At 55.3% G+C, this 13100-nt stretch carries 13 protein-coding genes; 9 read left to right on the top strand and 4 right to left on the bottom strand.

What is annotated here, in order from left to right; genetic code table 11:
* Positions 1-53: 53 nt before the first annotated feature.
* Positions 54-899, bottom strand: a complete 846-nt coding sequence (gene lgt, locus K0B01_03840) for a prolipoprotein diacylglyceryl transferase (protein ID MBW6485267.1) — start codon at positions 897-899, stop codon at positions 54-56.
* On the bottom strand, positions 900-1853 hold the full coding sequence (gene trxB, locus K0B01_03835; protein ID MBW6485266.1) for a thioredoxin-disulfide reductase: 954 nt from the start codon (positions 1851-1853) through the stop codon (positions 900-902).
* 198 nt (positions 1854-2051) lie between these two features.
* On the opposite strand from trxB, the gene K0B01_03830 reads away from it, so the two are divergent.
* Together K0B01_03830 and K0B01_03825 are read left to right on the top strand one after the other, a co-directional pair.
* Positions 2052-4199: an acetate--CoA ligase family protein gene (locus K0B01_03830; protein MBW6485265.1), complete on the top strand. Its 2148-nt coding sequence runs from the start codon at positions 2052-2054 to the stop codon at positions 4197-4199.
* 73 nt (positions 4200-4272) lie between these two features.
* Entirely contained in the window at positions 4273-5472 is a 1200-nt protein-coding gene (locus K0B01_03825) for a DUF362 domain-containing protein (protein MBW6485264.1), read from the top strand.
* Between the two features lie 143 nt (positions 5473-5615).
* Here the strand turns inward: K0B01_03825 and K0B01_03820 are convergent, their stop codons facing one another.
* On the bottom strand, positions 5616-5906 hold the full coding sequence (locus tag K0B01_03820) for a benzoate/H(+) symporter BenE family transporter (protein MBW6485263.1): 291 nt from the start codon (positions 5904-5906) through the stop codon (positions 5616-5618).
* 25 nt (positions 5907-5931) lie between these two features.
* Between K0B01_03820 and K0B01_03815 the strand changes: the two genes are divergently transcribed.
* Positions 5932-6084: a hypothetical protein gene (locus tag K0B01_03815; GenBank protein MBW6485262.1), complete on the top strand. Its 153-nt coding sequence runs from the start codon at positions 5932-5934 to the stop codon at positions 6082-6084.
* Positions 6056-7015, top strand: coding sequence for a hypothetical protein (locus K0B01_03810; GenBank protein MBW6485261.1), 960 nt, complete (start codon positions 6056-6058; stop codon positions 7013-7015). The genes K0B01_03815 and K0B01_03810 overlap by 29 nt, the downstream gene beginning before the upstream one ends.
* A 90-nt stretch (positions 7016-7105) precedes the next feature.
* Here K0B01_03810 and K0B01_03805 read toward each other — a convergent pair whose 3' ends face one another.
* Positions 7106-7567 (bottom strand): hypothetical protein, encoded by a 462-nt coding sequence (locus K0B01_03805; GenBank protein MBW6485260.1) that lies wholly within the window; start codon positions 7565-7567, stop codon positions 7106-7108.
* Between the two features lie 461 nt (positions 7568-8028).
* On the opposite strand from K0B01_03805, the gene aroF reads away from it, so the two are divergent.
* The 5 genes from aroF to K0B01_03780 are packed head-to-tail and all read left to right on the top strand — an operon-like array spanning position 8029 to position 13076.
* Entirely contained in the window at positions 8029-9057 is a 1029-nt protein-coding gene (gene aroF / locus K0B01_03800) for a 3-deoxy-7-phosphoheptulonate synthase (GenBank protein ID MBW6485259.1), read from the top strand.
* Positions 9054-10169: a 3-dehydroquinate synthase gene (gene aroB / locus K0B01_03795; GenBank protein MBW6485258.1), complete on the top strand. Its 1116-nt coding sequence runs from the start codon at positions 9054-9056 to the stop codon at positions 10167-10169. Before aroF ends, aroB begins: the two co-directional genes overlap by 4 nt.
* A complete protein-coding gene (gene pheA / locus K0B01_03790; protein MBW6485257.1) occupies positions 10166-11266 on the top strand; it encodes a prephenate dehydratase in 1101 nt (366 codons plus the stop codon). The genes aroB and pheA overlap by 4 nt, the downstream gene beginning before the upstream one ends.
* Complete coding sequence (aroA, locus tag K0B01_03785; protein MBW6485256.1) at positions 11266-12528, top strand: 3-phosphoshikimate 1-carboxyvinyltransferase; 1263 nt, start codon at positions 11266-11268, stop codon at positions 12526-12528. Before pheA ends, aroA begins: the two co-directional genes overlap by 1 nt.
* Complete coding sequence (locus K0B01_03780; protein MBW6485255.1) at positions 12528-13076, top strand: shikimate kinase; 549 nt, start codon at positions 12528-12530, stop codon at positions 13074-13076. Before aroA ends, K0B01_03780 begins: the two co-directional genes overlap by 1 nt.
* The last annotated feature ends 24 nt before the right edge of the window (positions 13077-13100 follow it).

Genomic DNA, 13100 nt, shown 5'->3' with positions numbered 1-13100 from the left:
GGCTTTCCTCCATGAGAATCTTAATTAATGGACATTGAAATAAGGTCTTTGCGTTATGGACTTTTCCCCGACTGTTTTTTGCGAAACCGGTAAATCGCCGTCCCGGTCATGATCATCGCTATGCACAGGATTTGTCCCATGCTGAACGGGCCATACACAAAACCGAGTTGACTATCCGGTTCGCGGAAAAACTCTATAAAGAAGCGAATGAAGCCGTATCCTGCTATGTAGCAGGCAACGATCGCACCGGTAAAAGAAAATTTCTTGCGGATCGCCCAGAGGATGACGAAAAGGACAATCCCCTCGAAAAACGCCTCGTAGAGCTGCGAGGGATGGCGCAGCAGGTGTCGCGGGTCAAGGGGGAAAAGCATCCCCCAAGGGACATCCGTCGGTCTTCCGTATAATTCGCCATTGATGAAATTGCCGATTCGTCCGAACGTGTAGCCGAGGGGAATCGCCGAGGCGAAAAGATCGGCAAAACGCCAGAATTCGATACCCCTTTTCCAACAGAAGATTATGCCGGCCAGCAGAACGGCGATGGCGCCGCCGTGATATGACATCCCGCTTATTCCAGTAAAACGAATCCCGTCCTCGAATTGAAAGGGAAGGATTATCTCCAGAGGGCGCTGGAGATAATAATCCAGATTGTAGAACAGCACATAACCGAGGCGACCGCCGACAATCACCCCGAAGATCGCCCAGGTAAAGAAATCCTGAACCAGCTCGGCGGTATAGGGCAGTCCATCCACTTTGATCCGGCGCATTATCAGCAGATAAACGCTCAAAAAGGCGGCCAGATACATCAGGCTGTACCAGCGCAACTGAAACGCCCCTATCTGCAAGAGCCAGGGGGTTATATGAGAGGGGAGATCCCTCCAGAGGGCTATCAAATTCTCCACTTAGTAGGCCTCTCCCTTTAGATCTTCCACGTAAAGCTGGGCGGAGTAAGCGGCGTTCGCTCCATCCCCGCAGGCGGTCACCACCTGGCGGAGTTGTTTGGCGATGCAATCGCCGGCGGCGAACAGCCCCTGGGCCGATGTTTTCATGTTGGCGTCAACCTTGACATAACCGCGTTCGTCCAGAGCAACCAAGGCCCGCAGCATCTCCGTGTTGGGATTCAACCCGACAAAGATGAAGAGCCCGCTTACCGAAAGTCTGACATCCTCGTTTGTCTTCAGGTTATGCGCCTTGACCCATTGCAGAAGATCGAGGCCGTCCACCTTATCGACAACGGAATCCCAGAGAAATTCTATCTTGTCGTTGGCCAAAGCGCGCTGCTGCAGGATTGCCGTCGCGCGCAGGCGATTCCGGCGGTGAATAACCGTGACCTTGCGGGCAAACTTGGTAAGATAGATCGCCTCCTGGATCGCCGTATCCCCGCCACCGACAACGGCAACGTCCCTGTTTTTGAACAGGGGGGCATCGCAGGTAGCGCAGAACGAAACGCCCCTGCCGATGAACCGTTCCTCGCCGGCCACGCCGAGGCGGCGCCAGTTTGCCCCCGCCGCAAAAATCACGGTAAGCGCCTTATAGCTCTTGCCTTCCGCAACCACTTCCCATCCTTCCTTGCCGTCCACTGTAGCTTTCTTTATCTCCGCAACATCATCGGCTGCGGTTTCGAGACCGAAACTCACCGCCTGCTTTTTAAAGTCTTCGACTAATTCAAGGCCATTAGCACCGCCCCGGCCGGGATAGTTTTCGATCGCGTCCGTCATCGTGATCTGGCTTGCAGTCGAGGCCCCCTCAAACAGGATTGCGCTGAGTGCCGCCCGCACCGCGTAAATCCCCGCGGTGAACCCGGCCGGTCCGCCCCCAACGATTGCAACATCGTATTGCTTTTCGTTCGCGTTCATTTTTGCCTCCTGATATATTAATTTGATTAATTCGCTTGAAATTGACATTTGCTTACTAAACCTTAACCGCATACTTTGTAAAGTAATTTTTTGCGAGCGAGCGCTCGTTTTTCTTGACAGCCCCGACCTTATCCCCTATAGTCTTTACCTGTCACGTTTGAGACTTGTGGCCATTCATAAAAACACGGGAGAAAAGTCATGGCCGAAAATCCATTGCATCTGCTTCTTAGCCCCAAATCCATCGCGGTCGCCGGCGCCAGCAACAATCCGGAAAAAATGGGAACTCTGCAGGCTCTTTCCATATTGAAAGATGGTTTTCCGGGACAATTTTATCCGATTCATCCGACTGAGAAAACAGTCCTGGGTCACAAGGCGTACCCATCCGCGTCCGCCCTTCCGGAGGCGCCGGATCTGCTTCTTCTGATCGTTCCCACCGCGTTGGTAATCCCCATGCTTGAAGATTTCGCGAAGCTTGGCACGAAGCGGGCAATAATCATCAGCGCGGGGTTCAAGGAAATCGGCCCGAAAGGCAGGGCTCTGGAGGAACGCCTGCAGGAAATTGCGAAAACTTACGGGCTTCGCTTTCTCGGTCCGAACTGCATGGGGATCGTCAACACGGCGCTTCCCTTAAACCTGACTATCGGTAAGATGGACAGAAGACCGGGAGCGCTCGGCATGGTTTCCCAGAGCGGCACCTACGTCACCCAGACGCTCTGGTATCTTCGGGAACGGGGAATCCGCTTCAGCAAGGCAATCAGTTGCGGCAACGAGGCCAACATCGATATGGCTGACGCCCTTGAATACCTCGGCCAGGACGAGCAGACGAAGGCGATTGTCATGTATATAGAAGGGATACGCGACGGCCGACGTTTTATTGAAGCAGCGCAGAGAATTACTCCCCACAAGCCAGTGCTTGCCCAGTACGTGGGAGGTTCCGCCTCCGGCGCCCGTGCGGGTCTGAGTCACACCGGTTCGCTGGCCGGGCCGGATCTTCTCTACGAGGGCATTTTTAAGCAGGCCGGGATCATTCGTTGCGATTCCATTGAAGAACTCTACGCCCACGGCTGGACGCACGCGACCCAACCGCCGCTGCGCGGTCGCCGGCTTGCGGTTGTTACCAATTCCGGAGGACCGGGCACGGCGATCTCCCACAACGCCGATCAGGGAGGAATGATTGTGCCCCGTTTTTCCGACGGGTTGCAGGCAAAAATCAGGGAGTTGATTCCTCCCCATGCATCCAGCGCCAATCCGGTTGATCTGACCTACCACCGGGAGATGAAGGTTCTGACCACCGTAATTCCGGAAATGATTATGGAAAGCGGCGAGATTGACGGTCTTGTCCTGCACGGAGCAGTGGGTTCCGGTTTTATAAAAATGGTTTACGACCACATGAAGGAGATGACGGGGGGAATGACGGAAGATGAGGCTTCCCGGCAGCTGTCTCACGACATGACCGAGGCTTTGGCTCTCCCCTGGAAACATAACCTGCCGATGGTGATCAGCTCCTTTTTCGGTCGTGGCGACGACAATACGTCCAGATACATGGATGGCGATATCCCCGTCTTTGATTCTCCGGAGAAGGCGGCGCGGGGAATGGCCTCGCTGCTTTGCCGCCTGCGGATACAAGAGAGAAAGCCGATAGTGAAGCCGATCCTGCCGGAAGTTGCCGCGGAGGGGCTGAGAATAATGAAAACCGCCCTTGCCGCCGGGCAGCAGGCCCTCGACGAGCATCAGGCCAAAAGACTCCTTGCCGCGTACGGTGTTCCCGTCACGCGGGAGCAATTAGCCGATTCTGAGGCAGAGGCCATAAAAGCGGCGGAGGAAATAGGGTTTCCCCTTGCCCTCAAGGCGTGTTCCCCAAATATTATGCACAAATCCGGTAAGGGACTGATTGAACTGAACATTCAGACAAAAGAGGCCCTGCTGAGGGCCTTTTGTGCGGTGCGAACCGCCGCAGGTGGAGAAATACCGATTTTAATCCAGCAAATGGTCATCGGGCGCCGCGAGTTTGTCGCGGGCATGACGAGATTCCCTGGTTTTGGCCCCTGCGTGCTGTTCGGCCTGGGGGGGATATTTACCGAGGCGCTGCAAGACGCCACCTTCCGCGCGGCGCCGTTCGGGATTACCGAGGCGGCGGAGATGCTTGAAGACATCAAGGCCAAAGCGCTGCTCGGCGAAATTCGCGGGATGCCGGCGGTAAACGCACCCGCGCTTGCCGCCATTCTGCAAACGTTGGGGAATATAGCCGTTCTCCACCCGGAGATCGCCGAGATAGACCTCAATCCGCTTATTTTGGCAGGGGCTGAGCCGCTTGTCGCCGACGCGCTTTTTGTCCTGGAAAGCTAGCCGGCGACTGGTTCTTTAAGAGATTGGACGAACCCTGCTTCATCAACGCAAAAAAACAAAGAGGTAAATAAATATGGAACGAAGAGACTTTCTGAAAGCGGCGGCAGGGGCATCGGCAATTGCATTATGTCCGTTTGCCGAAGGCGTCGGGGCAGCTCCGAATCCCATGAAGACCGAACAATTTGCCTCTGGCGCTCCGACCAGGGTATTTCTGGCAGGTGTGGGCAAGGGCGCTTCCGAGCAGGATATAAAAACAGCGGTCCGCAATGCCGCCGAGATGTCCACCGACTTTTCCTGGCTGTCCAGGGGTGATGCCGTCTTCATCAAACCGGTAAACAATTCAGACAGCCCCTATCCCGCCACCACAAGCCCTGCCGCCATTGCCTCCATGATCGGACTCCTTAAGGAAAAAGGGGCGCGCAGGGTAATTGTGGGCGACATGTCCGGGGTCCGGGACCTGCGATTTTCTCCGAAATCTCTTTCCGGAAGCTCTCGCGCTTTGATGATTGCGTCAGGGTTGGCGAAGGCTGTTCAGACCTCTGGCGGAGAGCTGCACTGCTTCGAGGAAAGCGGGTGGGAGGCCTTTTATGAGGATTTTCCGTCTGCCGGTTCACACTGGAAGCGCGGCCTCATGATGCCCAATATTCTCAAGGAGATTCAGCACATCGTCCTGATGCCCCGCTGCTCCAGGCATGTATTGGCGGGGAGCTCATTGGGGCTGAAAGCCGCCGTGGGTTACTGGCGACATGACACGCGCCTGGAATATCACCGGGACGCGGCCACTCTGCAGGAGAAAACAGCCGAAGGCAATACGGTTGCGACCCTGAGGGATAAACAGCGCCTCGTGATTTCGGCGGCAGACAAGGTGCTTGCCACCTATGGTCCGGACAAAGGTTATGTCTTTGAACCGGATTATGGTCTGATAATCGCCTCTGACTCGGTGGTGGCCCACGACATGGTTTCGCTGGCCTGGCTTCTGGAAAGCCGGCGCCTTATGCCCGCTTCGGAAAAGAATGGCTTGATGGATACCAACAGGCTGATTCCCCAACTCGCCAATCGCGTTGTGACCGGCTGGCTGGGCGGATGGCAAGCGGCTCTGACGTCGGAAACAATGAACAAAGACAGCATCAACGCCATCTGGGATGACCGGGTGCTGGCCCGCAGCTACGAACTCTTCGGGGGCGTTCCAGCCATTCTGCTGAAGTCGGCTAACGGCGCTTTTCCGGAAGCCCTGAAGAATCGCCTGAGCAGGATGACGGCAGTTCCGGCCTGATCGTAATCGCCTGGACGCCACGCAAGGGACAATCCATTAATAAGGCCATTTAAAGAATCCCGAAGAACGATTCCGGCGAAAAAGTGCGGGGAAGGCATCTATTGCAGCGAAAATAGGGGGCCTGCGCGGTGTCAGCGGTTTTGTCAACTGCCGGGAGGGGAGTTTCTCGCCTTACCGCCGTGGAAATCATCCCTTTCGATCAGCCAAGACAGGGAGAATCCGAAAACCAGACCCCAGAAGGGCGCACCGATGTTGAATATCGCAACATTGGCAACGGTAACGATGAAGGTCAGAAGTGCACCAAAGGTAAATCGGTCTTGAAACGCGGTCGAAAACGCCGTCTGCAGTACGCGCAACATCGCAAGCCCGGCCAGCGTTGTGATGAAAGCCGGAGGGGTTGCCAGCATCAGGTGGGTAAAGAGGGACGAGAACAAAATTACCGTGGAATGAGGCGGTTTTTTGTTTGCTAATTTCCGAGAAGATGCTATCGGACGGAAGAATTTTACCCTGATTTGCGCAATGTGTTTTGCGATTGGATTATCGAAAAAAGAGGGTTTTAAAATTACAGGGATGATTGCCAAATATGGAACAGATGCCGCTTTTTCTGGATGAATTTGTTTTGCTGAACGACGCCGCAAACGCTTTCAACGAACTGCGTCTCGACGAGGCGCAGGTTTTATTGACCGACTACCGCAATCTCTATCCCGCAAGCAGAGAGGATGTGGAAGAGAAGTTGCGGATCGTCCGGTTTTTGCAGGGGCAGTTGAGCTTGCTGCCGTCCGCCGGCCCGGAACTGCCCGGTTTGCTGTTTCAACTCTGGCGCTCCTTCGAGTTATTCTGCGGTGCGCTGGCGTACAACGCCCGGATGCCGGAAAAACTACGGCGCCGTTTCTTCCGGTTGATTGCTGCTGCTGTCGAAGAGGCCTCATTGCCGGACGATTTCCAGTTGGCCGGGGACATCCCGGTCGGTTACATTTACATTCAGACCGGCGAGTATGAACGGGCGATCCACTCCCTGCAAACCTGCCTGCTTTCGATTCGGGAAAGCGCACCCCTTTTTGGTTATCTTGGCGACGCCTGGTGGGAACGCGGCAACCGGGAGACCGCACGCCAGCTTTATTTCGAGGCCTGCCTGATTGCTCCCTGCGCCATTGACTGGCAACATCTGCGCGACGAGGAGCTGAAACAACTCTTGCAGCTTTTACCCGAAGAGTATGGCTGGCCGCCGGCTCTGGCCTGCGAATGGCTTCCCGCCTGCGCGTACATCCGGGGAATCTTCAAGCCAAAAATGATCAGAATACTTGATGAATTAAGCGCTTTCACCGAAAGATACCGGGAGTTGCAGAAGGCCTTTCGCCGCAGTTCCGAACCCGTTATTGCCGCCCGCATCTTCACGAAAGGCATCGTCCTTTGCGACAACGAGCCTTTCCTCCGCAGCGTTAGCGGGATCAATTTTATTGAGATTCGGCGGGAGATGAAGTCCACCGCCCCCGACCTTTTCGCCGAATATATGAAGGCGCTGGAAAAACGACGGCGTATTTGACGGGTTGAATCTTAAAGCGCATGCGCAAATTTCTGAGGGGTATCGCAGTTATGAAAGGGCGGAATGGTTCTGCCTGTATGGCTGCACCGGTTATCTGTCCTGGCCGGTCTCGATCGCCGGCGTCGAAATGCTGAAACTGTTTTCGCCCGTTCTCCTGATCATGATGTCTATCCCGGGAAGGGAAAACCAATTTCCCGTTTTGCGCCCTTTTTCATCGATGACATCATATCCTTGAAGCGACTGGAATGTTTCCGCAGCCCGCATGGTCATATTCTCTACCAGATCTTTCATTTTGTCCGGTGTCGGTTCGATGCGCTTCCACAAATCGGAATCCAGCGTCAGAGATTTGTCCAGTCCGAGGATAGCGTTGGGAAAAGCAGCGGGTCCGCTTACGTAGTAATTGCGGTCAGGGTCGATATGATATGTCGTGTAAGCGGCGGCGACCTCGCTGTTCGGAGCAAGGCTGCCGTAATTGCCGCTGGAGAAGCGCCAGAATGCAAGAACAATAACAATTACCACCGCGATCGCCATTATTATGAAATCAGTGTTCATGGTCAGAGCCCCATATTATCTTGAGCTTCGCAATATTGCAGCAGCTTAAGCCAGCATCCATCCAGGGCCCTGCGCTGCATTTAATTTTGATCACCAAATTGACTATTGAGATACAGCAGTTGGCCGAGCAGATGCAAGAGATAAAATGGAACGTGTTGTAAAATTTTTCTTGACAAGAAAAAAAACATGTGGTCAGTAAGCGCCGAAAATGAGGTTTGGGGTTCATAAATATTTGGGCGGGATGTAAGTTAAATGGGCAGAGCGAATGTTTTTTCCGAAAGCTGGTATTGGTTTTATTACTTTATCGGATCGGTCTGCCCGGCGCTCAGGGAGAAGTAAGGAATCAACTTAACTTAACCAAGCCATGGACAGACGGAAAGACGCTGCCCATGGCTTTTTTGTTTCAGGCTGTGGGAAGAGCGAGAAGCTCGCCACGGCCTTTTTTATTAAGGGGGCAAAAGATGATTATCCTGATGAAAAAAAACTCAACAAAAGAAGATATCCACGAGGTAATGGCCTGGATTGAATCGGCTGGCTACAGACCCCACATTTCCGAGGGGGTGGAACGGACAATCATCGGCGCCGTGGGAAACGATCAGGGCAGGGTGCTGCTGAAATCCGTCGCTTTCTTGCGCGGGGTGGAAAAGGTCGTACCGATCCTCAAACCGTATAAGCTCGCGGGGAGGGAATTCCAGGAAAAAGAGACGATTGTCCGGGTCGGCAATGTGGAAATCGGGGGGCCGCAGTTTACCGTAATAGCCGGGCCCTGTTCGATCGAAAACGCGGAACAGATGATGGAATGCGGGTACATCGCCAAAAAGGCCGGCGCCCAGATTCTGCGGGGCGGCGCCTTCAAACCGCGCACCTCGCCCTACAGCTTTCAGGGGATGGGGGAAGAAGGGCTGAAGATACTGAAAAATGTGGGCGAGAAAATGGGCATGCCGGTCGTAACCGAGGTCATGGATACGAAGGATATTGATCTGATCGAGGATTACAGCGATATCTTTCAGATCGGCGCCCGCAATGTTCAGAATTTTGCCCTGCTGAAAAGGGTTGGTCTGTCCCGCAAGCCGGTGCTGCTCAAGCGGGGAATGATGACGACAATCGAGGAGCTGCTGATGTCCGCCGAATACATCCTCTCCGGGGGAAACAACCAGGTGATACTCTGCGAGCGGGGAATCCGCACTTTCGAGACTGCAACCAGAAACACCCTCGATATAAGCGCCGTTCCAGTAATCAAGGAGTTGACTCACCTGCCGGTTATCATTGACCCCAGCCATGCCGCCGGCCATGCGAAATACATCATTCCGCTTACCCGCGCGGCGGTTGCCGTCGGGGCCCATGGGGCGATCATCGAGATCCATCCGGAACCGGAAAAGGCCCTTTCCGACGGGCCGCAGTCATTGCGCCCCGAGGTTTTTTACCGCCTGATGGACGAGGTAAGGATTATGCAGGACGCCATGCAGAACAAAATCGGGAAGCTGTCATGAGAAAGCTTGGATTAACGCTTAAAAAGAACCGTGACGACTCCTATCAGATTAATATCGGCGAGGGGATTCTGGACTGGGCAGGGATGGCGCTGGGCAAAAGCGGAACCGTAAGCCACTGTGTGGTCGTCACGGACAGCACGATTGACGTCCTGCATGGAGAGCGGGTGCAAAAGGCCCTGGAAAAAGCCGGGCTCCGGATAGAGCGGATCGTACTGCCGCCGGGCGAAGAAACAAAGACGCTGGCTTCCGTGCTTGAGGTTGCCGAGCGCCTGATCTCCCTCGGGGCGGACCGGCAAACGCTGCTCGTTGCCCTCGGCGGAGGCGTGATCGGCGATCTGACCGGTTTTGTCGCTTCGCTCTATATGAGGGGCATTCCCTTTGTCCAGATGCCAACCACCCTGCTTGCCCAAGTGGACAGCAGCATCGGCGGAAAAACCGGAGTTGACGCCGTTTCCGGGAAAAATATCCTGGGGACCTTCTATCAACCACAAGGGGTCTTTATTGATACAGAGTTTTTAAAAACTCTTCCCGACGCGATTTTCCGGAGCGGTTTTGCCGAGGTGATCAAATACGGCGCCATAGAAAGGCCCTCCCTGCTCAAGGATATCGAAAAAGCCGCCGGTAAAAACGGCCTGCGGGACCCTTTGTTTTTGACAAAAATAGTTATTGAAGCCTGCCGGATCAAGAAGAGCATTGTGGAGCTCGATGAGCGGGAAGGGGGGCTGCGGCGGATTCTCAATTTTGGGCACACCATTGGCCACGCAGTGGAGGCGACATCCGGCTACAAGCTATCCCACGGTGAAGCGGTGGCGATCGGCATGGCGGCTGCGGCGCGCCTTTCCGAAAAACTCCACGGTCTGCCGGCAGGCGACGGGGAAAGGATCAAATCCGCGCTCCGCGCAGTCGGGTTTCAATACAAGATTCCAGCGGGTATTGATATCGATGCCATTCTGGCACGGTTGTCCCTGGACAAAAAAGCGGAGCTCAATGTCCATGAAGGGGGGAAAAAAATAATCAATTTTGTCATGATCCGCAGATTGGGCAAACCATTCATCCAGGGAGGCATCCGCGAAGAAATCCTGAGAGAAACGCTGGAGGAACTTAGCTTATGAGCGAAAATGCCCTCCAAGAGTTAAGGGAAAGAATTACCGGGGTTGATCGCGAAATCATCAGGTTTCTCAATGAGCGCGCCTCCTTGTCGCTCCAGATCGGCAGAATCAAAAAAGAGGCTGGCCGCGAAATCTACGACCCGTCCCAGGAGGAGAATATTTACCGCAATATCGCGGGAAATACTGCAGGAGTTTTACCCGACTGCTCCCTGAAAAATATTTTTCGGGAGATTATCTCCTCTTCGCGGGCCCTGCAGGCGCCGGTTAGCGTCGCCTACCTGGGACCGGAGGCCTCTTTCAGCCATCAGGCAGCACTGGCTCATTTCGGAAACAGCATCACGGCCGCGCCCAAGTCCGCAATTGCCGATGTTTTCAACAGTGTCGAAAAGAAGGAAAATGATTGGGGGATTGTTCCCATAGAAAATTCAACGGAAGGCTCGGTTAAGGCGACGTTGGATCGTCTGATCGCGACCCCGCTTGTCATCCGGGCGGAGGTTTTTTTACGGATACGGCTTTGTCTGCTGTCCAATTGCAACGAGAGGGGGGATGTCCAAAAGGTTTATTCGCACCCCCAGGCCCTGGCGCAATCCCAGCAGTGGCTCCGCAGATACCTGCCGGTCGCTTCCCTCATCGAGGTGGAAAGCACGGCGGGGGCGGCCCGCAGGGCGCTTGCCGATCCCTCCGGGGCTGCCGTCGGAAGCAGCCTGGCCGCTGATTTCTACAACCTCAAAATTATGGCCGAGGGCATTGAAGACAGCCCTCTCAACACGACCCGTTTTTTTGTCATCGGGAAAAAACCGGCCCGGCAGGAGGGGGGGGACACGGAAAAAAGCAAGACCTCGATCCTTTTTGGAACGGCTCATGCGGCCGGGGCCCTGCAGCATGCCCTTGCTCCCTTTGCCGAGGCGGGAATAAGTCTGACCAGAATCGAATCCTGGCCCATGAAGGAGCGGCTTTGGGAATACCTCTTCTTTGCCGATTTCACCGGCCATGGCGAAGAGGAAAAGACGCGGCGGTGCCTGGAGGAACTCAGGGGAAGGACTGCCTTTCTCAAGATACTTGGTTCCTATCCGTGGGGCGCTGAAGGGGAGCCGTCGTAATGATCGCCATTAAACCACTGGCAAATCTCAAGGCGGTTGTAGGCTTGCCGGGTTCGAAAAGCCTGACGCAGCGGGCGATGGCGATCGCCGCTCTGGCCCGGGGAGAGTCGCGGCTGAAAAATATCCTGGTCGCCGACGACACGCTCATTCTTGCCGAGGCGTTCCGGAAGCTTGGCGTAGAAATAAGGCAGAGCGGCGCTGATTTGTTAATACAAGGGGCGGGCGGGGCGATCCCGAAAACCGGCAGGGCGATATCGCTGGGCAATAACGGCACAGCGCTGCGTCTGCTTGCGGGGATTGTTTCCCTGGGAAAGGGACCATTTTTGCTGACCGGCGACAACCGCCTCTGTGAACGGCCCTTGAAACCGCTGCTGGATGCCCTTGCCGTTCTTGGCGTAGAGAGCCATACTGAAGGAGAAAAAGGTTATCCGCCGGTAACGATCGGCGGATACGGGCTGCGGGGCGGCACAGTTGTACTGTGCGATATCGGAAGCAGCCAGTACGTGTCCTCGCTGCTGATTGCCGCCCCATACGCTGCCGGGGCGATAACGATTGTCCTGGAGGGGCGGATTCCCTCTTTGCCCTACATTGCCCTGACGATCGAGACAATGGCTGCGTTTGGCGTCAGGGTTGCATTAGCCGGCAATAACCGTTACATTGTCCCCAGCGGGCAATTCTATCAGGGGCGGGAATTTACGATCGAGGGCGACGCCTCGAGCGCCTCCTACTTCTTTCTCGCAGCCGCTCTGCTGAAGGGCCGCTTCCGGGTGGAGAACATCGATCCGCAAACGCGCCAGGGCGATATCGGCTTTCTGGATGTTTTGGAGAACCTCGGCTGCGCGGTCAGCCGCGAACAGCAAGCGATTGAAGTGCTTGGGGGAAAAATGCCGAACGGGGAGATGGTATTTGATATGGCCAAAATGCCGGATATTGTTCCCTCGCTTGCGGTGCTCTGTGCGGCGCGCCAAGGCCGGAGCATCATCCGCAATGTTGCCCATCTGCGGCTGAAGGAAAGCGATCGGATTGCCGCCTTGGCCGCGGAGCTCCGCAAAACCGGAATCGTTGCCGAGGAATTGCCCGACGGTCTGATTATCGAAGGGGGAATTCCCCACGGCGCGCGGATAAAAACTTACAACGACCACCGCATTGCGATGAGCTTCGCGATTCTGGGCCTGAGCGCGCCGGGGATGGAGATCGAGGATGAGGCCTGCGTCGGGAAATCCTTTCCCGGATTCTGGAAAACTCTGGAGAGTCTGTATTGATGAACATAATTCTCATCGGGTACCGCTGTACCGGAAAAACTACAATCGGCCGGCTTTTGTCAGAGATGAGCGGTCGCCCTTTTTTTGACACGGATGAGCTGGTCTGCGGCCGCGCCGGAAAGAATATCGCCATGATCGTCGCCGCCGACGGCTGGACGGCGTTTCGAGAAAAAGAACGCTCCGTGATCGAGGAGGTGTCCGGGGCGGAAGGTGTGGTTATCGCCACCGGCGGAGGCGCCGTGCTTGATCCGGCGAATATGCAATGCCTCAAAAAAAACGGCAGGATAATCTGGCTGGTCGCCTCTGCCGATACTGTCAGCGGGCGGATGGAAGGCGATGCGGCCAGCGGCGAAAATCGCCCGTCTTTGTCGGGGGAATCGCTCTCCGAGGAAGTGAGAAAAACTTTGGCGCAGCGGGAGCCCCTCTATCGCCAAAGCGCTGATCTGGTAGTTGACACAGATGCGCTTGCCGAAAAGGAGGTTGCAGCCATCATTGGTGGCGCCTTTCCTGAAATATTCGGCCCTTTTCCTCCGGGGGATCAGGGGTAAAGACCCCTGGCAGCGCGCCGTCAG

Source organism: Syntrophobacterales bacterium (genome assembly GCA_019429105.1).
Classification (GTDB): domain Bacteria; phylum Desulfobacterota; class Syntrophia; order Syntrophales; family UBA5619; genus DYTH01.
This window is presented reverse-complemented; position numbering and strand designations above follow the sequence as displayed.